Below are 19,681 nucleotides of genomic sequence, written 5' to 3' on the forward strand. Positions count from 1 at the left end.
CCTTCTGGGGCGCGCCGCGCGGGCGCGCCATGCGCCCGGCAATGCCTAGAAGCCGGCGGACTTGATGATGTCCTTGTGCATGCTTTCGTCCTTCTCCAGGTATTGGGTCAGGGCGGTTCCGGTCAGCAGCTCGGGCTTCAGCGCGGAACGTTCCAGGTACTGCTTCCACTCCGGCGTCTCGCTGATCTTCTTGAAGACGTCGACGTAGTAGGCCACCTGGTCCGGCCTGGCCTTGCCCGGCAACAGGAAGATGCGCAGCATCTCGTAGTGGACGTCCAGCCCCTTTTCCTTGCAGGTGGGGATATCCGCCCAGCTTTGCGTCTCGGTCACCTTCTGGGTGTAGGACAGCCGCTGCTCGGCGAAAACGCACAGTGCCCGGTGTTCGCCGGCGCGCCATTGCGCCACGGATTCGGCCGGGTTGTTGACGTTGGCGTCGATATGGTTGCCCGACAGCTGCGTGGCCGCCTCGCCGCCGCCCTTGTAGGGGATGTAGATGAACTTGGCGCCGGTGGCGTGTTCCACCATGGCGGTGATCATCTGGTCTTCGCGCTTGGAGCTGGTGCCGCCCATCTTCAGCTTGTTCGCCTTGGCGGCGGCGATGAACTGGTCGACCGTCTGGTATGGCGATTTGGCGTTGACCCACAGGACGAACTCGTCCACCGCAACCATCGCGACCGGCGACAGGTCGCGCCAGTTGAACGGCAGCTTGCTGATCAAAGGCACGGTGTACAGGGCCGAAGAAGCCACCAGCAGCTTATTGGGATCGCCGGCCGATGCCTTGGTATCCATCAGCCCTTCGGCCCCGGAGGCGCCTGCCTTGTTCACGACCACCAGCGGCTGCTTCATCAGGTTGTGCTTGGCGACGATGCCCTGGATGGTGCGGGCCATCTGGTCGGACGCGCCGCCGGCACTGAACGGCACGATGATCTCGACCGGCTTGGTCGGCTCCCAGGCCCAGGCGGCCGCCGGCAGCAGCGCTGCCATGGCCAGGGCTATCGCGCTACGCGCTTTGCTTCTTTGCATCATGGTCTCCTCCGTGATGGTTGGCCGCGCACGCGGCGTCGCCCTCTGGGTGGCGATCGCCCCGGCCGGCGTCAGGCTGCTTTGGCCCGGCGTTCCTGCGAACTGTCCTGCAATAGGTCCATGGCCGCCTGCACGCCGCTGCCGGCCAGCGCGATGCCGGAGAGCTTCAGGCCCATCTCGCAGCCGGCCAGCGTTGCCATCAGCGTCAGGTCGTTGCAGTCGCCCAGGTGCCCGATGCGGAACATGCGGCCCTTGACCTTGCCCAGGCCGGTGCCCAGCGACATGTCGAAACGCTCGTAGATCAGTTGGCGCACCGCGTCGGCGTCCACGCCGGCCGGCATCACGACGCCGGTCAGCACCGGCGAGTAGCGTTCCGGTTCGATGCACTGGATCTCAAGGCCCCAGGCCCGGACCGCCGCGCGGCAGGCCGCCGCCAGACGCTGGTGACGCGCGAACACGGCATCCAGGCCTTCCGCGAGGATCATCTCCAGGGCTTCGCGCAGCGCGTACAGAAGATTCGTGCTGGGGGTATACGGCCAGTAGCCCGTCTTGTTGCTTTCGAGGATTTCCGACCAGCGCCAGAAGCTGCGCGGCAGGCCGCCTTGCTGGCTGCGTTCGATCGCCTTGGGCGAGACGGCGTTGAAGCTGATGCCGGGCGGCAGCATCAAGCCTTTTTGCGAACCCGATATCGACACGTCGACACCCCATTCGTCGTGGCGGTAGTCGGCGCAGGCCAGGCCGGAGATGGTGTCCACCATCAGCAGGGCAGGGTGTCCGGCCGCGTCGATGGCGCGCCGCACGGCGGCGATGTCGGAAGTGACCCCGGTCGATGTTTCGTTATGGACGACGCAGACGGCCTTGATCCGGTGGCCGGTATCGGCGCGCAGGCGATCCTCGATCATTTGCGGCTGCACGCCGCGCCGCCATCCCTCCGTGCCGGGCAGCCCCAGGAATTCCGTATCCAGGCCCAGGCCATCGGCCATCTTCTTCCAAAGGCTGGCGAAGTGGCCTGTTTCGAACATCAGGACCCGATCGCCCGGGCTCATGGTGTTGGAGAGCGCGGCTTCCCAAGCGCCCGTTCCGGACGCCGGATAGATCACCACCGGGTGCTGCGTCTTGAAGATCTTGCGGATGCCTTGCAGGACTTCCAGCCCCAGCGCGCCGAACTCCGGCCCGCGGTGGTCGATGGTGGGATAGCTCATGGCGCGCAGCAGCCGGTCCGGCACGGGGCTGGGGCCGGGGATTTGAAGGAAATGGCGGCCGGCGGGATGGAAGTCGAGTCGCAGCATCGGGGGTCTCGCTCCTGGCATCTTGAATTTTGAATGCAAAATACCATAGCAGCGGGTGGCTGGCCTGGGAAGGGCATCGAAGGTCTTTCGGGCTAGTGGTTTACCCGCGCTGCCCTGGGCGGCGAGGTATGCCGCTTGCGGCAAGGTCCCGTCAGCCAACCCGACAGGAGAGCATCATGAATCGATTCGCTGGAAAGGTAGTCGTCGTCACCGGCGCGGGATCCGGCATCGGCGCGGCCACCGCCCGCCGTTTCGCGCAGGAGGGCGCGAGCGTCGTCCTGGCCGGACGGACGGAATCCAAACTGCGACAGGCCGCCGACGGGCTGGAAGAATCCAAAGTGCTGGTCCAGACGGCGGACGTTGCCCGCCTGGACGAGGTGGAAAACCTGATTCGCGCCGCCGTGAAGCGCTTCGGCCGGCTCGATGTCATGGTCAATAACGCCGGCACTGCCGTGGAGGGCACCGTGACCGAGGCGTCTCCCGAAGACTGGCGCGTAGTCATGGCGACGGACCTGGACGGGGTCTTCCATGGCTGCCGCGCCGCCATGCCGCAATTGATCAAGTCACGCGGCTGCATCGTCAACGTCTCGTCGGTGTCGGGCATCGGCGGAGACTGGCGCATGAGCTTCTACAACGCCGCGAAAGGCGCGGTGACCAACTTCACGCGCGCACTGGCCATGGATCATGGCCGCGATGGCGTGCGGGTGAATGCCGTGTGTCCCAGCCTGACCCGCACCGACCTGACCAAGGACATGTATGCCAACCATGCCTTGATGGAGAAATTCGCCGAACGCATCCCGCTGGGCCGCGGCGCCGAGCCGGAGGAAGTCGCCTCCGTGATCGCCTTCCTGGCCAGCGACGACGCCGTCTTCGTGACCGGCGTCAACCTGCCCGTGGACGGCGGCCTCAGCGCGTCGAACGGGCAGCCGCCGCAGGCGTGATGACCGGCCTCAGCCGCCCTGCGCCTTCTTCACCTTCAGCTTGCTCAGGACTTCCTGCACGCTCTGCGTTTCGGAGGCCAGCATATCGGCGGTGTCCCGGGCATCCAGGTAGCGCGGCGCCCATTGGTTCCGTTCCAGGAACTCCTGCCATTCAGGGGTATCGGATACCTGTTTCAGGGCGGATTCCCAAAATTTGACCTGGGCCGGCGTCAGGCCCTTGGGCGCCATCACGCCCTGCGGCGACGATGTCACCACATCGATGCCCAGTTCCTTCCAGGTCGGCGTATCGCGCAATATCCCATGCAGCCGCTGGGGCGACCCGATGACCAGCAGGCGTACCTTGCCGGTCTGCAGGGCCGGAATGATGGTCGGCGTGGTGGCGCCGACCACATCGACATTGCCGCCGATCAGATTGGTGATGGACTCGCCCGAAGACTTGAAGGGCACAAAGGTCAGCCGCGAGATATCGACACCGGCGCGCATCAGGGGCTTGGCCACGCCCACATGCACGTCATTGCCCAGGGTCGCGGCAATGGCGATATTCAGGTCGCCCGGGTTCTTCTTCAGATGGGATACCAGGTCCATCGCCGTCTTGAACGGCGAATCGGCGCGCACCAGAACGCCCACATAACCGTCCAGCAGCATCGCGATGGGCGTGTAATCCTTGTACGAGACCTTGATGTTGCCCAGGTAGTGGTTGTTGACGATCGAGGTGGCCAGCGTCATCAGGTAGTGCGGGTCGCCGGGATGCTGGTCCAGTACGTTCAGGGCCACCTGGCTGGACGCGCCGGGCCGGTTCAGCACGATCATGTCGGTGACCAGCTTCCTGGCCAGCAGCATTTCCTGCAGCTTGCGCGCGACGGAATCCAGCGCCGCCCCCGCGCTGGCGGGCACGATGAACTGCACTTCCTTGTTGATCACGGGCGGCGCCGCGCTGGCCTGCAGCGTGTATGCACCAAGACAGGCCAGCAATCCAAGAATGGTTTTTTTCATCTCTTGTCTCCTCAGCCTGAAAGTGCCGTACGGCCGGGCGGCCAGGCTTGTGCCGCGGGCTCGTTTACCTTTGGCGGCGGCGCGTCAGGCCGGCCGCGTGTCGCGAAAGCGCCGGTAGTCGCGCAGCGCGGCCAATGCCCGCGCGGCCGCCGGTAAACCGAGAAAAACCTGGATGCCGGCACGCATGGCCTGGTGGACATACGCCTGGCGCAGCGTTTCCAGATCGGCCTGGCCCGGCGATCGCAGCACCAGGAACAGCCTGACGTCCTGGGGCAAGGCCGCTTTCAGCTCGATCACCGCATGCACCAGTTCGTCCATCAGCGCGCCTTGCCGGTATCCCAGGATGACCGGCAGGTTCAGGTGGGCGATCACCGCGCCGGGCCGTTCCGTTTCCACCACCGCGGCCAGAATGCCACGCGCCAGCGCGCCATGATCGCGATCCAGGATATTCGCGGGAACGTCCAGCGGATTTTCCAGGCCCGCGCCGGACGGAATCCCCAGCCGCTGCAAGGCGGCGATCGTGCCGGCCCGCAGTTCGGGCACGTCTATGCCCGCGCGGCCGAAGGCATCCGCGGCAAGCACGCTGGCGCCGCCGCCATTGCCGAACAGCACCACGCGGCCATCGAATGAAGGGGAGAGATCCGCCTCGTGTTCCAGGGCGACCAGGGCATCGATGAAGTCCTCCATCGTATCCACCAGGATCGAGCCGGTCTGCGACGCCAGCGCGCGCCACACCTGGTCGTTGCTGGCCAGCGACCCCGTGTGCGAGGCCGCGGCGCGCTGGCCTTGTCCGGTGCGGCCGCCCTTGAGCAGGACGACGGGCTTGCGTGCCCGGGCACGCCGCAACAGGTCGAAGAACCGGCGCCCGTCGCGGATCTCTTCGATATAGGCGCCGATGACCCGCGTACCGGGATCCTCGATGTAATACTCCAGCAGGTCGCCGGGGTCCACGTCCAGGCAATTGCCCAGCGATACGACGCCGCTGAAGCGCAGGCCCCGGTATTCCCCGTTGCGAACGATATCGATCGACAGGCCGCCGCTTTGCGAGAGCACGCCGACCGTGCCGGCATCCCCCATCCGGCCATCGGTAAAGGTGACGCGGCCGGACGGCGAATAGATGCCCATGCAGTTGGGACCCAGCAGGCGCATGCCGCCCTGGCGTACCGCTTGCGCGAGCGCCTCGCGCAGCGCGCCACCGCGGCCGCCTTCGCCAAAGCCGCTGGACATCACCTGCGCGAAGCGCACGCGATGCCGGGCCGATGCCAGCAGGGGCGGCACGGCTTCGGCCGGTATGGCGATGAAGGCGTAGTCGATGGGTTCCGGGGTATCCGCCAGGGAAGGGTAGGCAGGCAGGCCCTCCAGCCGGGTTTCCGTGGGATGGATGGGATAAATCGCGCCCGCGTATCCCGCCGCGCGCAGCCGCTGGATGAACTTGTTGCCCTGGCCAGCGCTCCTGGCCGATACGCCTGCCACGGCGATCGTGGCGGGGCGGAACAAGGCGCCGAATCCATCGCGCGACAGATCCCGGGGGGCGTGGTGCAGGTCGGCGCTCACGACGGTTGCGTCTCCGGGGTAAGGATCAGGCGTGCATCGACCGCCACCGCGCCATGCGCCGAGACGATCAGGGGATTGATATCGAGTTCGCCGATACTGTCGGCCGCCTGCGTCAACAGGCCGTTCTCTCCGCCCATGGCCAGGAGTGCGTCGGTGATCACGGCATCGGGTACGCGCGCGCCTCCGCGGGCCCCGCGCAGCAGCGCCGCGCCTTGCAGCTCGTCCAGCATCTCCTGCGCATCCAGGTTCGTGATCGGGCAGATGCGGAAGGCCACGTCGCGCAGGATCTCCACGAAGACCCCGCCCAGGCCGAGCATGATGATCTGGCCGAAGGACGGGTCGCGGAACCCGCCGATCACGATTTCGTGGCCGGGCGGCGCCATTTCTTCCAGCAGGAAGCCGTCCAGGCGGAAGCCGGCCGCCGCGCAGCGCGATGCCATGTCGTCCATGCAGACCTGGATCTCGCTTGCCTGGCTCAACCCCAGGCGGACCCCGCCGAAATCGGATTTGTGCAGGACATCGGGCGACACCAGCTTAAGCGCCAAAGGCGCTTGAAGATGTTCGAGCGCCGCCCGGACGTGCTCGCCGGTTTTTACGACGGCCGATTGGGGTACGTGCAGGCCGTATTCGGCCAGCACGCGCTTGGCCAGCGGCTCGTCCAGGGCAGGGCGTCCGTCCCGGCGGGCCTGTGCCAGGATGGCGGCGATGGATGACGGTGGCATGGGGCCTCCGGGGCGACGTTGGCGGTCAGTAGCTGGTGGGCCAATTGGACAGGCGATGGGCCCCGACGCCGCGGGAAGGCTTGCGCGTATAAATCTCCAGCAGGCGCGATAGATAGGTGCGCGTATCGCGGGGATCGATAACGTCCTTGGCTTCGTAAAGCCCGGCCAGCGCCCACGGCGCGTTGTCCTGGTTGATCTCGTCGACCCGGCGCTTGAATTCCTCCGGCGTGTCCTCGTAGCGCAGGCCATACAGAACATTGACCGCCGTGCCGGGGTCCATGAAGCCGTAGTCCGCGCAAGGCCATGCCGCGGCCTCGTCGCTGTTGCGGCCGCCGCCCATGTTCAGATAGGCCTGGCCGTAGTTCTTGCGCAGGGTCACCACGAAGCGCGGCACGGTCACCTGGGACAGCGCGTTCATCCAGTTCATGATGCGGCCGGGCGCGCCCCGCTTTTCGCCGTCCAGGCCGATCAGGAAACCGGGCTGGTCCACCAGGAAAACAATGGGGATGTTGAAGGAGTCGCACAGCACCAGGAAGCTCGTGGCCTTGGCGCAGGCGTCGACGTCGATGGCGCCGCCCTTGAACTTGGGGTTGTTCGCCAGCACGCCCACGGTCTTTCCGGCGACGCGGCCCAGGCAGGTCACCATCGACTTGCCGAAGCGCGGCTTAAGCTCGAAAAGGCTGTCGCGATCGAGCAGGCGGCGGATGACGTCGCGGCTGTCGTAGGTCTGGGTGCGCGAATCCGGCACGACATCCAGGATATCCGCCATGGCGTCGTCCGATCCCGCGGGCACGGGGGCCACGGGCGGCGCTTCGCCGTTGTGGCTGGGCAGGTAGGCGAGGAAGCGCTTGACCGCGTCCAGCGCCTCTTCGTCGCTGTCCACCGCGACGTCGACGATGCCGGTCGTGGCCGTGTGCAGCTTCCAGCCGCCCAGTTCCTCCGCGTCCACGGCCTGCTTGATGGCCAGTTCGGTGACACGGCTGCTGGCCACCGCCATGGTGGCGCCTTTGCGCATGACGACGAAGTCCGACAGGCAGGCATACCAGGTGGACGACCCGTAGCAACTGCCCAGCAGCGCCGACACCCAGGGCGTGCGGCGATCGCGCAGGTATTCCAGCGGGTCCTGGCCCAGGATGGCGCGTCCGGCGGCGCCCATGCGGTCGGGCATGCGGGCGCCCGCCGACTCGCCCAGCATCACCAGCGGCATGCCGGAATCGTTGGCCACCTGCCGCACGTGCTTGATCTTCTTGCCGTTAACGACGCTGCTGGAGGCCCCCATCACGGTGAAGTCATTCGACACCACGGCCACCGGACGGCCATCAATGGCGCCGAACCCGGCGATCTTGCCGTCCGCCGGCGTCTTGTCGCGCGCTTCCGGGCGAAAAGAGGTGGCCAGCAGGCCGGACTCGAAAAAGCTGTCGGGATCCAGCAGCACATCCAGGCGTTCCCGGGCATTGAGTACGCCCTGGGCCCGCCGTTTTGCCAGGCGGTCTTCGCCGCCCATGCCGTATGCCTTCTCCCGCCGCTGACGCAATTCCTCGATGTAGGTGTCGTGGCCCATGTTGCGCATGCTCTCCTTGGCGTTGACTGATAGTAGCGATCACAACTACTACAAGTCAAGCGTGTGGAGAGGGCCGATGCTCAGGTCCGCGGCGACCGGGCGACCGTTGACGTCACGCCGCCTTCTCGTCGCTGTCCCAGCCCTCCCGCAACGCCGCGGCAAAGCCCTCGGCAACGCGGGAATAGGGACGGGCGCTGGTGGATACGCGCGGCAGGGCGCTCCAGGCGATGGTCTCGCCGGCCCGTTCCAGGCGTTCGACCAGGTCACGATCTTCGTGGCATGCAAGCGCGCGGAAACCGCCGGCGCGCAGGTAGGCATCGCTGGCGATGCCCAGGTTGGCGCCGTGGATGTGCCGGTGCCCATCGCGATCGCGATAGGCCGATTGGAAATGCCACTTGGCCTCGTGCGCATGCCGGCCATGCCCCGTCCAATCCGCCACGCCGACCGTTCCGCACACCGCGGCGGCCTGAAGGGACAACTGATCCGCCAGCCACGACGTCGATACGGTGGTGTCCGCATCCGTGAAGGCCAGCCATCGGGCGCCCGCCGCGATCAGGTAATCCGCGCCGACCGCACGCGCCTGGCCGACGTTGCGGCAGGCCACGCGCAATTGCGCCACCCGCGATGGGCCGGCGTATTCGGCGGTGCGATCCGTGCAGCTGTCCAGCACCAGCACGGCCACCACCCGTTCACCCTTCAAGCCCGGGTGCATGCATGCCTTGCGGATGGAGGCCAGGCAAGCCTGCACGGTGTCCTCCTCGTTATGGGCGGGTATGCAAACGCCTATCATGCGGTTTCCTTATTGGGTTTTCGCCAAATATCGAGTTGGAAGCGTTCGTCCCGGTAGGCGATGACGCGCGTCAGTTCGCCCACGTCGTCGACACGGGCGTGGAGCTCGGATGTGGGCTGCTCGCGATCGTCGAAATCCTTGGTGTAATGGCACATGACCCATTCGCCACCAGGCGCGAGCGCGTCGTGGCATCGCTGAAGGAAAGCCGCCAACCCGGCGTCCGGGATGTAGTAGGCGAGTTCCGATACAACGACCAGCTCGCAGCTTTCGTCTGGTCGCAACGGCCATTCGTCCGGCAGTTGCGCGACATGCGTGCGTACATGGGCTATACCCTCCTGCCGCAGGGCAAGGGCGCACAATGCGATCGCCGTTTCCGAGCCGTCGATGGCGACAAGCGCGTCGCATCGCGATGCCAGGCCGCGCGTCATCTCGCCGTTGCCGCAGCCCAGCTCCAGAATCCGGCCGTAGTGCTGCCGGGGCAGGGCGGCCAGCAGCACGGCGCGCTTGCGCTGTTCGTACCAGGATGCCCGTACCTGCCATGGATCGGCGCACTGCCTGTACAGCGTGTCGAATCGGTTCATTGGAATATCACCTCGAAGCGGCGATCCACCCTTTGCAGCATGGTCGGTGTCAACACCGGCGGCTTGCCAGTGGACGAGTCGGCCTCCAACTGCGTACGAAAGCATTGCACCGCGCGCCGTTTCAGGGCGAGTGTCTCGTCGCCCAGGCGGACGGCGCGCGCGCGGTCAGTGGGAAACGCGCCGGTGTCGGGATCCATCCAATGCCAGGCCCATATCGGCACTTCCAGGAAACGCGCGCCTTGCGCGCGCGCGGCGCGGAAGGCGGCACGCGACGCGGATTCGTGATCGGGATGGCCATCCCATTGCCACGGCGCGATCACGGTGTCGCGCGGGTTGATCGCGGCGGCCAGGCGGTCCGCGATGTCGTTTTCGAACGCCTCCACGCTTCCGTCGGCCACTTCGAGCCGATGGCGGCTGGCGCCGGGCGCGATCAATGCCAATGCGGCGGCGCTTTCGCGTATCCGCTCGCGAGCCAGCGGGGCGGGTTGCCATGTGCGGGAGTCCGGATGGCTGCGTTCTCCATCGGTGACGGCCCATATGCTCAGCGGCACACCGGCTCGCCAGGCCTCCCGCATGATCCCGCCGCAACCCAGGATCTCATCGTCCGGATGCGGGGCGACGATGTGCAAGGTTCCGGACGGCTGCGCCAGGCCGCGCGGATCGATGGGGCGCGGGGGATTGCGGTCCAGCCAGGCTTGCCAACGCGCTTCCGATGTCCCGGTGCCGCGAATGGCCCGGTCGATCAGAGCGTCCATGGCGCGGTCTCCGTGGCCTCGATCAATGCGCGGCCATGTGCCGCCAGGTCGCGCTCGCCATGGCTTTGGCGCAGGTAGATCGGCAGGTCGGCCAGCAGGCCGGCCAATGAAGGGTCTTTGCAGAAGGGGGAGGGACCCAGCGCGCGCGGCGCCCGTTCCAGCACAGCCTGCGCCGCATCCTCGACCGCCAGCCGGGCCCGCCACACCGCGCGCGCATGAGGCTGGCCGGGATCGGCGTCGATGGCGGCGGCGCAGGAACGCATCTGCGAGGCGGCTTGTGCGAGCTTGATATCGATGGCGCCCAAGTGGGCGAGGGCGTGTGCGTCGTCCGGGCGGCGCCGCGCCCCCCGCCGTACCGCCTCGGCGATGGCGGCGCAGGCGCCATACCAACAGGCCGCGACGCCGGCCGCGCCGTGCAGGAAGCCGGGCCGCTGCACATAGGCTCCCGGCTCGCCTATCAGGACTGCCGGAACGTTATCGAACTCTACATCGACGCTTGCCGTGGGGCCCATGCCGACCGCGTGCCAACCCTCGCCAAGCCGTACACCGGGGGCATCCATGTCGACCGCCGCCAGGCAGGGCTGCCCGCGCGGGTTCCACACGCTGACCAGCGCGCGTGTCACGCTGGCCGCTCCGGAACACCAAGGCTTGATTCCGGACACGCGCGCGCGGCATGGAACCTCGGTGTCGTCGATCACCGCGGCCACGCGCATGCCGGGCGGCTCGGCGCACCACACAGCCCATATATCCCGCGGCTGAACCTCGCTCCACAGGTTCAATTCATGCAGGATGGCGACGGCATCCAGATGCCCCTCGACCAGCTTGACCAGCGGCAGGCTGCTGGCCGCGATGTCGGCCAGGACACGCCAGCGTGCCAATGTGCGGCCGCTACCGGGTGTCGGTACCGTGTGCGTCAGGCCACCGGCGATGTCCTGGAATATCGAGCCGATTTCCACGGCGTCGCGGGTGCGGCCGGCGGCGGCGCACAACGTCCCGAAACGCCCCAGAGGATCCGGGGTCGTGCCGGGACGCAGGCATTCCAATGGTGATTTCGAAGCAGTTTCCATGCGTGCCATCGCCAAACAGGGTCAATGCGATGGCGGGAAACAGCAACAGTCATGCCCGGGCAGGCGCCAGCCGGAAGTCGTATTCCGCCGTCCAGAACGGCGCCTTCATCTCGCGGCCATCCGGCGCGCGGCCGGGGGCATGCGGCTGGAATTCGACGATCAGGCTGTCGCGCACGCCGAAAACGACGTCGGATTCGATGTACGGGCTATTGGCGACGAAGATATGCGTGGTGATATCCACGTGGCCCGGCGCCGACACCTTGAAGTGGATATGGCCGGGCCGGTTGGGATGCTGGCCGAAACCCTGGACCATCCTGCCGACCGGGCCATCCATGGGAATGGGGTAGTAGCTCGGCCGGATGGACCAGAAGGCATAACGGCCCTGCGCGTCGGTGCGCAAACGCGCGCGCGCCAGCATTTCGTTCTGGCCCGCGACCTGCATGTCGTAGACGCCTTCGCCGTCGCCGGACCAGATATCGAGCAGGACACCCGCCAGGGGCCGCCCGGCGGTGTCCGTGACCCGGCCGTGGTAATACGCGGGCTCGCCGCGCACGCCTTCGGCGATATTGCTGCCCAGTTCGCGCTCGGGCGCGCCTTCCCAGTAGTACGGGCCCTGGACGGTAGCCTCCGTGGCAGGCGTGGCGGCGACTCCCTCGGGCACCGAGGCCGAGGCCCGGGCCTGGGCCAACATGACGACCTGCATGGACGCCCCCAAGGTATCGGACAAAAGAATGAATTCCTGGCGTTTGTCGGTACAGGTCTGGCCCGTGGCCGTCAGGAACTCGATGGCCGCCATCCACTCCTCGGGCGTCAGGTCGACCTCTCGGATGAACTCATGCAGTTTGGTGACGAGGGTCGTCATCAACAGCCGGAAACGCGGGTCGGGTGTATTGGCGACGCGTTCGAGGACGGTCCGGGTCAGATGCAGGGGATCGCTGTGTTGCATGGATGTCTCCGTAGTCCGGCGCTTGTATCAGGTTCGGGGAGGTCCGGCGCGTCGCGCGGCGGCCATCCAGCGCACGCGCATCGGCTTCAGCACCAGAATGGACAGCAGCGCGGCCGCGACGTCAAGCGCGATGATGCAGTGGAACACGATGTCCCACGACCGGGTTTTCTCGAAAAGCAGGGCGGCGATGGGACCGCCCAGCACCGAACCGACGGCGGTCGCGATCAGCAGGTAGCCGAAATTGCGCGCGGCGTGGCGCGTACCGAACACATCGGCCTGCAGCGAGGGGAACAGGGAATAGATCTCGCCCCAGCCGAAGAAGACCACGGCGGATAGCACGACGAAGGCGACGGGATGGGTTCCGAGCTTGAGCAGCAGGAATATGGACAAGGCCTCCAGCAGGAAGGCCAGCAGCATGGTCGGTTCGCGGCCTATCCTGTCCGACACCCAACCGAAGAACGGCCGGGTCAATCCGTTGGCGGCGCGATCCAGCGTCAAGGCCAGGGGCAGGGCGGCCATGCCCAGCACGAGCGTCGTGTTCGTGATGCCGAAATGGGAGGCCAGCGCCCCCAGCTGGGAAATCGCCATCAGACCACCGGTCGCGACCATCGCCATGATGGCGAACATCAGCCAGAACAGGGGGGTACGCAGCATCTGGCTGGGTGTGTAGCCCGTTGCAGCCGTGTCCGGCGCAACGGGCCCGTGGCCGGCATACTGCCGCCCGGGCGATTCGAGACGCTTCATACCCAGCGCCGCCAGGACGATGATGGCGGCCAGGACGATCCCGAACATGACCAGCGTGTCCTGCAGGCCGCTGTCGCGCAGGCTGCCGGCGATCGGAAACGTGGTGACGATGGCGCCCAGGCCGTAGCAGCCGGCCACCATGCCGACGGCGAAGCCCCGTCGCCGGGGAAACCACTGCACCATCAGTTCGACTACGGCGACGTAGACCCAGCCCGTACCGATCCCGGACAGGACGCCATAGGTGAGGTACAGCATAGGCAGCGACGTGACGTAGGCGGAACTGACCCAGCTAAGACCCACCAGCACCCCGCCCATGATGACGAAGGTGCGCGAGGACACGCGGGCGGCCAGCTCGCCGTGGAGAGGGCCGATGCCGCACTGGCAGATGCTGAAAAGCGCGAAGGTCACCTGCAGCGCGGAAAGCGACACTCCGAGCGACGCCTGCATGGGTTGGACGAACAGGGCCCATACGTACTGGGGACTGGAGATCGCCAGCATCGCGATCATGCCCAGGGCCAGCTGGACCCAGGGCGTGCTTTCCGTGCGCTTGAGCGTCAGCGCATCCAGCGAGGACGTGGAAGGATTTGGCGCGGACATGTTGTCTCCGGCATGGAAGCCTGAAGGGCTTCTCGATTCTTGTCGGCGTACTGCTGCAACGAAGACTAATCGCGGTCCGCGGATGATTGAAATGGTGAATTTCGCGGGTAATCAGTGATGCCATCGATGGATGGCGCCGGGGGCCAGCCAATGCTCGTCTCGCAATGGCGTCTGCGACCGAAAGCGCACCCGAGCTTGTCGCGCCTTACGGTTAGGGTCCTGTCCACCATGATTTGCGAGGGTCGCTGTCGTCCGTTTGTAGTCCGTTCCGTGCGCGGCCGGGCCGGCCCGCGAGAGCGCGACGCCGTGCGGGCTTTTTCTTGCGCGCGCCGCGGCCTATGGTAATCCCGGATATCGGATTTCCCGTCGCCGCCGCGACGGAATTATTCGTTTTTGCCGCCACGCCTGCGTTCCTATACTTCCCCACGAACCGCAACCAAGGGGAAACGCATTCATGGAAATGCAAGTCGAACGCACACGGGATCTTGCCGAAGGCGAGGAAGTCACCATACTCGACACGTCGGCGCCAGGCCGGCCGCCGATACGCGACACGCCGCTCGATGGGCCCATCGTCTGGGAGCGCGACACGCTGGCGCCGGATGACGGCATCATCCATATCGGCGACGATGGCCTGGCCGAAATCGACGCCTTCGTCGAGTCTTTGCGCCGCAATCCGCTGCCCACCCTGCTGCTGACGCCCACGGATTTCGACATGCCGCGCTGCATGGCCATGATGCGCCGCGCCCGCGAAATCCTGCAGGACGGCGTCGGCTTCGTGATCCTGGACAAGGTGCCGGTGCAGCGGTATTCGCTAGAGGAAAACCGCGCCATCTACTGGATGCTGGGGCAGATGGTGGCCCGGCCGGTGGCGCAGAGTTTCGACGGCAAGATGATCTACGACGTGAAGGACCAGGGCCGTGCCTACAGCACCTCGGTGCGCGGCGACACGACCAGCAAGGATCAGAACTTCCATACCGACAACAACTACAACCTATGCCCGCCGCACTATGTGGCCTTGTTCTGCCTGCATCCGGCCATGGCGGGCGGCATCAACAGCATCGTCAGTTTCTATTCGGTCTACAACGAGATGCTGAAGCGGCATCCCATCGAACTCATCGAGCGCCTGTACCAACCGTTCCTGGCGAACCGCCAGCGCGAACACTATCCCGGCGATCCGATGGTGCTGAGCCGTCCGCTGTTCACTTATGACGGAGAATGGCTGAACTGCAAGCTGTCGCGCCATCAGACCCTCAGCGGCTATCACCTGGCAGGGCAGGAGCTGGATCCGCTGGGTTTCGAAGCCTTGGACGCGCTGGAATCCATCATGCGCGAAGAACGCTGGAACCGTGAGTTCTTCTTCGAACGCGGCCAGATCCAGATCGTCGACAATCGGCGTTGCGGGCATCGCCGCACGGGGTTCGTGGATTATCCCGAACCGGAGCGCAAGCGGCACTTGCTGCGGCTGTGGCTGCGCGATGAAGGACGCCGCTCATATCACGGTTGATGCGCGGACCGCCATAAAAAGCTGTATAGAGCCGTCAGCGGCGAAGGCGAGGGGACATGGACACCGGCCTTCCGGATAACGACACAAGGGGTATTCCATGGACATTTCCTGCGCGATGCGTGGCATCGGCACGCGCCTGCTGGCGGCGTTGTCATTAATTCTTCCGTTGGGATGGGCGGGAACGGCGCACGCCGGCGCCTATCCCGAGCGGCCCATCAAGATCATCGTTCCGTTCACGCCGGGCGGCACGTCCGACGTGCTGGCGCGCACGCTGGCCGAACAGATGACCCTGGACCTGGGCCAGCCCGTCGTCGTGGAGAACCGCCCGGGTGCCGGCAGCGCGCTGGGTACCGGCGTCGTGGCGCGCAGCGCGCCGGACGGCTACACGCTGCTGATGGGGTCCAGCTCGGCGCTGGCGGTCAATCCCGCCCTGCAGGACGACCTGCCGTACGACGCCGCGCGCAGCTTCGTGCCGATCTCGCTGGTGGCGGGAATCCAGAACATCCTGCTGGTCAATCCGTCGCTGCCGGTCAAGAATGTGCAAGAGCTGATCGCCTACGGCAAGACGCACAAGCTGTTCTACGGCAGCGCGGGCACGGGGTCGTCGCCGCATATGTCGGCCGAGTTGTTCGAATCCATGGCCGGCATCGAGATGACCCATGTGCCATTCAAGGGCGGACCGCAAGCGGTGAGCGAAGTGGTGGCGGGGCGCGTGGACCTGATCTTCGACAATATGCCGACCGCCGCGACGATGGTGAAGTCCGGGCAGTTGCGCGGCCTGGCCGTGACCGGCGCGCATGGGTCTCCCATGGTTCCCCAGATTCCGACGGTGGCTTCCCAGGGCCTGCCGGGATACGACGTGACGGTCTGGTATGGCCTGGTGGCGCCCGCGGGCACGCCGCAGGCCATCGTCGATATGCTCAGCAAGGAAACCGCCAAGATCCTGGCGCGCGACGATATCCGGAAGAAGCTGATCGGCATCGGCACCGAGCCGCAAAGCATGACGCCGGCGGCCTTTGGCGAGTTCATGACGGGCGAGCGCGCCAAGTGGGCGCAGGTCATCCAGAAGGCGGGAATCAAGACCGCCGCGCGTTGATGCCGGCAGGGCTGTTCAGGCCGGCGGCATCGCTTCCCGCGGGAAGTCGCTGGCCTCGGCCGCGAGCAGCGCCACGGCCGTGACCAGCGGGCTGGTATTGCCGCGCTGGTGCACGGCGACGAATTCCAGTCGTGGGAAGGCGGGCGACGTGTCCAGCACGGTCAACAGCCCGGCCAACACCTCGTTCCGATGCGAGGCACGGTGAAGCAGCCCCACGCCCAGGCCCGCCGCGATCAGCTTGGCCGCCACCCCCATGTCGCTACAGGAGATCAAGGGGTTGTATTCCACCCCCGCCGCGCCGAACCACTGCGCGATCGCGGGGTAGTGCGGCGAGGCCTGCGACAGGCCGACGATGGGATACTGCGCCAGATCCGCGGGCGTCAACGTGCTTTCGACTGGCAGCTCCAGTTCCGGCGAAGCCATCCATACGAATTCGTCATGGCCAAGCGACACCGATTCCAGCGTGGGATCGGTGATGGGCGCGCCGGCAAAGGCGATGTCCAGCTCGCCGGATCGCACCATTTGCAGCAAGGGGGCCGTCAAGCCAAGCCGGATTTCGAAGCGGACGCGCGGATAGCGCGCGCGGATGGCGGCGATCAGCCGCGGCAGCCAGGTATGGGCAATGCGCCCGGCCACACCCATGCGCAATAGCCCGGCGATGGCCTCCGGTTCGCCCAGATGGAAGCTGATGCGCTCGGACAGGGCGATGATCTGCTTTGCCCAGGGAAGGATCTCCTCGCCCTTGGCCGTCAATTGCAGTCCGTGGTGCGAGCGGTCGAACAGCTCGACGCCCCAGGTGGTTTCCAGCTCGCGTATGCGCGTCGAAATGGTCGATTGCGTCGCGTGCAGGGCCTTGGCCGCGGCGGCGAAGCTGCCCAGCTGCGCCACGCGCGCGAACGAAACGAGTTGCCGGATGTTCATTCACGCAGTGTGGCGCGACGGGTCCGTCCCCGCAATCGGTGGAAGCACGGTGTTGGCGGCCTAAGCCAGGTCGGCGGGAAATTCAGTTGCTCGCGCGGAATGACATGCGACAGCGCTTCGCGAATGGCGGCTTGCCGCTGCGGTAGCTGCCGCTACGGGACGCGGCGTGTGGCCGGCCGGCGCCCCTGGAAGAACGCGGGGCGACCCAGGCCTAGAACGTCGCCTGCGGCAACTGCCGTTTGTCGAAGACCAGATGCGCTTGCGCGTCCTCCGGTATGGGCGGCAGGCTGGCGTCCCACACGCGCCAAGCCTCCATCAATTCAGCCAGTTTTCCGGGTTCGCGGTCGCGCAGGTTGGCGCGTTCCCGCTCATCCTTGGACAGATCGAAAAGGTACGGTATGCCTTCCACCTGCAGATACTTCCAATTCCCCCGGATCAGCGCACGCTGGTCGCGATGTTTCATACGCCAGCAAAGGTCGCGCTCGACGGACGTACCGCCGCGCAGCAGGGGCAGCAGCGATATGCCGTCCATTGGGTAGCCTGGCGCCGCCTCGACACCGGCGGCATCCAGGAAGGTCGCGGTCCAGTCCATGGTCATGTGCGGCAGGCTGCTGAGCACGCCGCCGGGAAGGCCGTTCGGCCAGCTCGCCAATACCGGCACCCGTATGCCGCCCTCCAGCAGATCCATCTTCTGGCCCACGAAGGGCCAGTTGTTGGAAAAGCGCTCCCCGCCGTTGTCGCTGGTGAAAACGATGAAGGTATCTTCGAGGATGCCTTTCTTTTCCAGGGCGGAAATAATCCAGCCCACGCCTTCGTCCATGTGGTGGATCATGCGCTGGTACGTGCGTATCGAGCCGCCGTCCAGGTGTTTGCCTATGCCGGCGATGCGCCGGGATTCTTCGGCGTCCTCGCGGGTCAGCCAGGGCCAGTGCGGCGCGCTGTAGTGCAGGCTGATCAGGAAGGGCCGCGAATCGTCGGCGGCCGCAATGTAGTCGCAGGCACGCTGGCTCAACAGATCGGTAAGGTAGCCCTGGCGTTCGATCGCCTGGTCGTTTTCCCATAGGTCCGGCCTGCCGCGCGGATCGCAATGCGCGAAGTAATCGGAGCCCCCGGCATGGAAGCCGAAAAAATAGTCGTATCCGGATTTCGTGGGGCCGAAATGGGGTGGGGGGCCCAGATGCCATTTCCCTATCAACGCGGTGTCGTATCCCGCCGTCCTCAATAGGGAAGGCAGCGTCGGGTGTTCCGGCGCAAGCCCCAAAACCTTGTCGTCACGCATGACCGTCGGCAAGGGCTCTTCGGAGCCGCCGCGAAGCCGGTATTGCCATCTGCCTGTGATAAGAGCAAAACGGGTGGGGGAGCACACCGCGGAGTTGGAGTATCCACGCGTGAAGCGCACGCCGCCGGCCGCGAGCCGGTCCAGGTTCGGCGAGATATCCGCCGGCCTGTTGCGCTCGTCCAGGGCCCCGGTGCAGCCGAGATCGGCATAGCCCAGGTCATCGGCCAGGATGAATATGAAATTGGGGCGTCTGGAGGGTGTCATCTTCGTCATGGGACATCAAGCGCCCCGTTCGGATTTCGCGGTCGTTGCGCTGGTACGCGTGGTATGCCGGGCTACTGCAGGGTGATGTTCGCTTTTTTGGCGATCATGCGGGATTGTTCGATGCTGGCACGGGCGAACGCGGTGGGGTCCTGGGCTTCCTTGCCGGGAGCATCCAGTCCGCTCGCCTTGAGCAGCGTCAGAATCTGCGGCGTCCGCAGTGCGTCGTCGACCGCTCGCCTGAATTTCTGGATGACGGCCTCCGGCGTTCCGGCCGGCATCGCCGCGACGTACCACTGGGTCAGATTGAAGCCGGCAATACCCGCTTCCTCGAACGTCGGGACGTCAGGCAGGCTGGCGACGCGATTGGGTGAGGTGACCGCGTATGCGATCAGCTTGCCGTCCAGAACCTGCGGGAGGACCGTGGACACGCCCAGGAATCCCAGGGTGACCTGTCCGCCCATCACATTGGCCAAGGCCTGGCTGCCGCCCTTGTAGGGCACATGCACCATCTGCGCTTGCAGCGCCAGGTTGAACATCGCGCCGGCGATGTGTTGGCCCGTGCCCACCCCGGAGCTCGCATAGGTGAAGGCGTTGGGCGTCTTCTCGATGGCGGCCCGGAGCTGCTTGAAATCGGCAGGCCCGTTCGCGGCGCCGACCATGACCACCGCGCCCTCGGCCAGGGTAGCCACCCCGACGAGCTTTTCGCCGATCTCCAACCCGTCATCTTCGCGCAGGATGGGCCCGGGAACCGTGATCAAGGTATAGCCGTCAGGCTTGGCCCTGGCCACCGACGCAAGGGCGATCGCTCCCGCGGCGCCGGCTTTGTTCTCGACGACGACGTTTTGCTTCAGCGTGGCGCTGACCTGTTGGGCGACCGCGCGAGTAATGACATCGACCGATCCGCCGGCGCTGAAACCGACGACCCAGGTGATGGGCTTTTCGTCAGGCCACGCCGGCTCGGCTCGCGCCGCGGCCGCTGCCGTGACCATGGCCACCGCGAGGCAGCCATTGGCCAGCATTCTGGAAAGCTTCGACACTGTCGCCTTCGCGTTTT

18 protein-coding genes are annotated in these 19,681 nt (G+C 66.1%); 3 read left to right on the forward strand and 15 right to left on the reverse strand.

From position 1 onward, the window contains the following. Positions 1 to 45: 45 nt before the first annotated feature. Both CAL28_RS14500 and CAL28_RS14505 read right to left on the reverse strand, forming a co-directional pair. Positions 46 to 1,026, reverse strand: a complete 981-nt coding sequence (locus CAL28_RS14500; protein ID WP_440588388.1) for a Bug family tripartite tricarboxylate transporter substrate binding protein — start codon at positions 1,024 to 1,026, stop codon at positions 46 to 48. A gap of 68 nt (positions 1,027 to 1,094) precedes the next feature. Then, entirely contained in the window at positions 1,095 to 2,312 is a 1,218-nt protein-coding gene (locus CAL28_RS14505) for a pyridoxal-phosphate-dependent aminotransferase family protein (RefSeq protein ID WP_094842030.1), read from the reverse strand. A gap of 176 nt (positions 2,313 to 2,488) precedes the next feature. Here CAL28_RS14505 and CAL28_RS14510 point away from each other — a divergent pair, with 176 nt between their 5' ends. Further along, entirely contained in the window at positions 2,489 to 3,253 is a 765-nt protein-coding gene (locus CAL28_RS14510; RefSeq protein ID WP_094842031.1) for an SDR family NAD(P)-dependent oxidoreductase, read from the forward strand. Between the two features lie 9 nt (positions 3,254 to 3,262). Here the strand turns inward: CAL28_RS14510 and CAL28_RS14515 are convergent, their stop codons facing one another. The 10 genes from CAL28_RS14515 to oxlT form a co-directional block, all read right to left on the reverse strand. Next, positions 3,263 to 4,246, reverse strand: coding sequence for a tripartite tricarboxylate transporter substrate binding protein (locus CAL28_RS14515; protein WP_094842032.1), 984 nt, complete (start codon positions 4,244 to 4,246; stop codon positions 3,263 to 3,265). A gap of 84 nt (positions 4,247 to 4,330) precedes the next feature. Further along, on the reverse strand, positions 4,331 to 5,800 hold the full coding sequence (locus tag CAL28_RS14520) for a CoA-binding protein (protein ID WP_094842033.1): 1,470 nt from the start codon (positions 5,798 to 5,800) through the stop codon (positions 4,331 to 4,333). Then, the gene (locus CAL28_RS14525) at positions 5,797 to 6,522 is read right to left on the reverse strand and encodes an acetate--CoA ligase family protein (protein ID WP_094842034.1); all 726 of its coding nucleotides are present in this window, start codon (positions 6,520 to 6,522) and stop codon (positions 5,797 to 5,799) included. Before CAL28_RS14525 ends, CAL28_RS14520 begins: the two co-directional genes overlap by 4 nt. A gap of 25 nt (positions 6,523 to 6,547) precedes the next feature. After that, positions 6,548 to 8,092 (reverse strand): acyl-CoA carboxylase subunit beta, encoded by a 1,545-nt coding sequence (locus CAL28_RS14530; protein ID WP_254926129.1) that lies wholly within the window; start codon positions 8,090 to 8,092, stop codon positions 6,548 to 6,550. 103 nt (positions 8,093 to 8,195) lie between these two features. After that, complete coding sequence (locus CAL28_RS14535) at positions 8,196 to 8,873, reverse strand: glycosyltransferase (protein ID WP_094842035.1); 678 nt, start codon at positions 8,871 to 8,873, stop codon at positions 8,196 to 8,198. Beyond that, positions 8,870 to 9,454 (reverse strand): class I SAM-dependent DNA methyltransferase, encoded by a 585-nt coding sequence (locus CAL28_RS14540; RefSeq protein WP_176463995.1) that lies wholly within the window; start codon positions 9,452 to 9,454, stop codon positions 8,870 to 8,872. The genes CAL28_RS14535 and CAL28_RS14540 overlap by 4 nt, the downstream gene beginning before the upstream one ends. Continuing rightward, positions 9,451 to 10,209: a PIG-L deacetylase family protein gene (locus CAL28_RS14545; RefSeq protein WP_094842037.1), complete on the reverse strand. Its 759-nt coding sequence runs from the start codon at positions 10,207 to 10,209 to the stop codon at positions 9,451 to 9,453. The genes CAL28_RS14540 and CAL28_RS14545 overlap by 4 nt, the downstream gene beginning before the upstream one ends. Next, positions 10,197 to 11,276 carry an acyl-CoA dehydrogenase gene (locus CAL28_RS14550; RefSeq protein WP_141218188.1) on the reverse strand — a complete coding sequence of 360 codons (1,080 nt, stop codon included), beginning with the start codon at positions 11,274 to 11,276 and terminating at the stop codon, positions 10,197 to 10,199. Before CAL28_RS14550 ends, CAL28_RS14545 begins: the two co-directional genes overlap by 13 nt. Before the next feature lie 49 nt (positions 11,277 to 11,325). Then, complete coding sequence (locus tag CAL28_RS14555) at positions 11,326 to 12,222, reverse strand: dioxygenase family protein (protein ID WP_094842038.1); 897 nt, start codon at positions 12,220 to 12,222, stop codon at positions 11,326 to 11,328. A 27-nt stretch (positions 12,223 to 12,249) separates the two neighbouring features. Then, positions 12,250 to 13,563 carry an oxalate/formate MFS antiporter gene (gene oxlT, locus CAL28_RS14560; protein WP_094842039.1) on the reverse strand — a complete coding sequence of 438 codons (1,314 nt, stop codon included), beginning with the start codon at positions 13,561 to 13,563 and terminating at the stop codon, positions 12,250 to 12,252. 454 nt (positions 13,564 to 14,017) lie between these two features. Here oxlT and CAL28_RS14570 point away from each other — a divergent pair, with 454 nt between their 5' ends. Further along, complete coding sequence (locus CAL28_RS14570; protein WP_094842041.1) at positions 14,018 to 15,067, forward strand: TauD/TfdA family dioxygenase; 1,050 nt, start codon at positions 14,018 to 14,020, stop codon at positions 15,065 to 15,067. A 97-nt stretch (positions 15,068 to 15,164) separates the two neighbouring features. After that, positions 15,165 to 16,163, forward strand: coding sequence for a Bug family tripartite tricarboxylate transporter substrate binding protein (locus CAL28_RS14575; RefSeq protein WP_094842042.1), 999 nt, complete (start codon positions 15,165 to 15,167; stop codon positions 16,161 to 16,163). A 15-nt stretch (positions 16,164 to 16,178) separates the two neighbouring features. Here CAL28_RS14575 and CAL28_RS14580 read toward each other — a convergent pair whose 3' ends face one another. The 3 genes from CAL28_RS14580 to CAL28_RS14590 all read right to left on the reverse strand — a co-directional run bounded on the left by CAL28_RS14580 (position 16,179) and on the right by CAL28_RS14590 (position 19,664). Further along, positions 16,179 to 17,084 carry a LysR family transcriptional regulator gene (locus tag CAL28_RS14580; protein WP_094842043.1) on the reverse strand — a complete coding sequence of 302 codons (906 nt, stop codon included), beginning with the start codon at positions 17,082 to 17,084 and terminating at the stop codon, positions 16,179 to 16,181. Between the two features lie 211 nt (positions 17,085 to 17,295). Next, positions 17,296 to 18,627 carry a sulfatase family protein gene (locus CAL28_RS14585; protein ID WP_094844629.1) on the reverse strand — a complete coding sequence of 444 codons (1,332 nt, stop codon included), beginning with the start codon at positions 18,625 to 18,627 and terminating at the stop codon, positions 17,296 to 17,298. Between the two features lie 71 nt (positions 18,628 to 18,698). Then, positions 18,699 to 19,664 carry a Bug family tripartite tricarboxylate transporter substrate binding protein gene (locus tag CAL28_RS14590; RefSeq protein ID WP_176463996.1) on the reverse strand — a complete coding sequence of 322 codons (966 nt, stop codon included), beginning with the start codon at positions 19,662 to 19,664 and terminating at the stop codon, positions 18,699 to 18,701. Positions 19,665 to 19,681 lie beyond the last annotated feature (17 nt).

This window comes from Bordetella genomosp. 11, assembly GCF_002261215.1.
Lineage (GTDB): Bacteria > Pseudomonadota > Gammaproteobacteria > Burkholderiales > Burkholderiaceae_B > Bordetella_C.

Coding starts and splice junctions, on each gene's coding strand:
- CAL28_RS14500 (WP_440588388.1), bottom strand. CDS start 1,026: ATGATGCAAAGAAGCAAAGCGCGTAGCGCGATAGCCCTGGCCATGGCA.
- CAL28_RS14505 (WP_094842030.1), bottom strand. CDS start 2,312: ATGCTGCGACTCGACTTCCATCCCGCCGGCCGCCATTTCCTTCAAATC.
- CAL28_RS14510 (WP_094842031.1), top strand. CDS start 2,489: ATGAATCGATTCGCTGGAAAGGTAGTCGTCGTCACCGGCGCGGGATCC.
- CAL28_RS14515 (WP_094842032.1), bottom strand. CDS start 4,246: ATGAAAAAAACCATTCTTGGATTGCTGGCCTGTCTTGGTGCATACACG.
- CAL28_RS14525 (WP_094842034.1), bottom strand. CDS start 6,522: ATGCCACCGTCATCCATCGCCGCCATCCTGGCACAGGCCCGCCGGGAC.
- CAL28_RS14530 (WP_254926129.1), bottom strand. CDS start 8,092: ATGCGCAACATGGGCCACGACACCTACATCGAGGAATTGCGTCAGCGG.
- CAL28_RS14535 (WP_094842035.1), bottom strand. CDS start 8,873: ATGATAGGCGTTTGCATACCCGCCCATAACGAGGAGGACACCGTGCAG.
- CAL28_RS14540 (WP_176463995.1), bottom strand. CDS start 9,454: ATGAACCGATTCGACACGCTGTACAGGCAGTGCGCCGATCCATGGCAG.
- CAL28_RS14545 (WP_094842037.1), bottom strand. CDS start 10,209: ATGGACGCTCTGATCGACCGGGCCATTCGCGGCACCGGGACATCGGAA.
- CAL28_RS14550 (WP_141218188.1), bottom strand. CDS start 11,276: ATGGAAACTGCTTCGAAATCACCATTGGAATGCCTGCGTCCCGGCACG.
- CAL28_RS14555 (WP_094842038.1), bottom strand. CDS start 12,222: ATGCAACACAGCGATCCCCTGCATCTGACCCGGACCGTCCTCGAACGC.
- oxlT (WP_094842039.1), bottom strand. CDS start 13,563: ATGTCCGCGCCAAATCCTTCCACGTCCTCGCTGGATGCGCTGACGCTC.
- CAL28_RS14570 (WP_094842041.1), top strand. CDS start 14,018: ATGGAAATGCAAGTCGAACGCACACGGGATCTTGCCGAAGGCGAGGAA.
- CAL28_RS14575 (WP_094842042.1), top strand. CDS start 15,165: ATGGACATTTCCTGCGCGATGCGTGGCATCGGCACGCGCCTGCTGGCG.
- CAL28_RS14580 (WP_094842043.1), bottom strand. CDS start 17,084: ATGAACATCCGGCAACTCGTTTCGTTCGCGCGCGTGGCGCAGCTGGGC.
- CAL28_RS14585 (WP_094844629.1), bottom strand. CDS start 18,627: ATGACACCCTCCAGACGCCCCAATTTCATATTCATCCTGGCCGATGAC.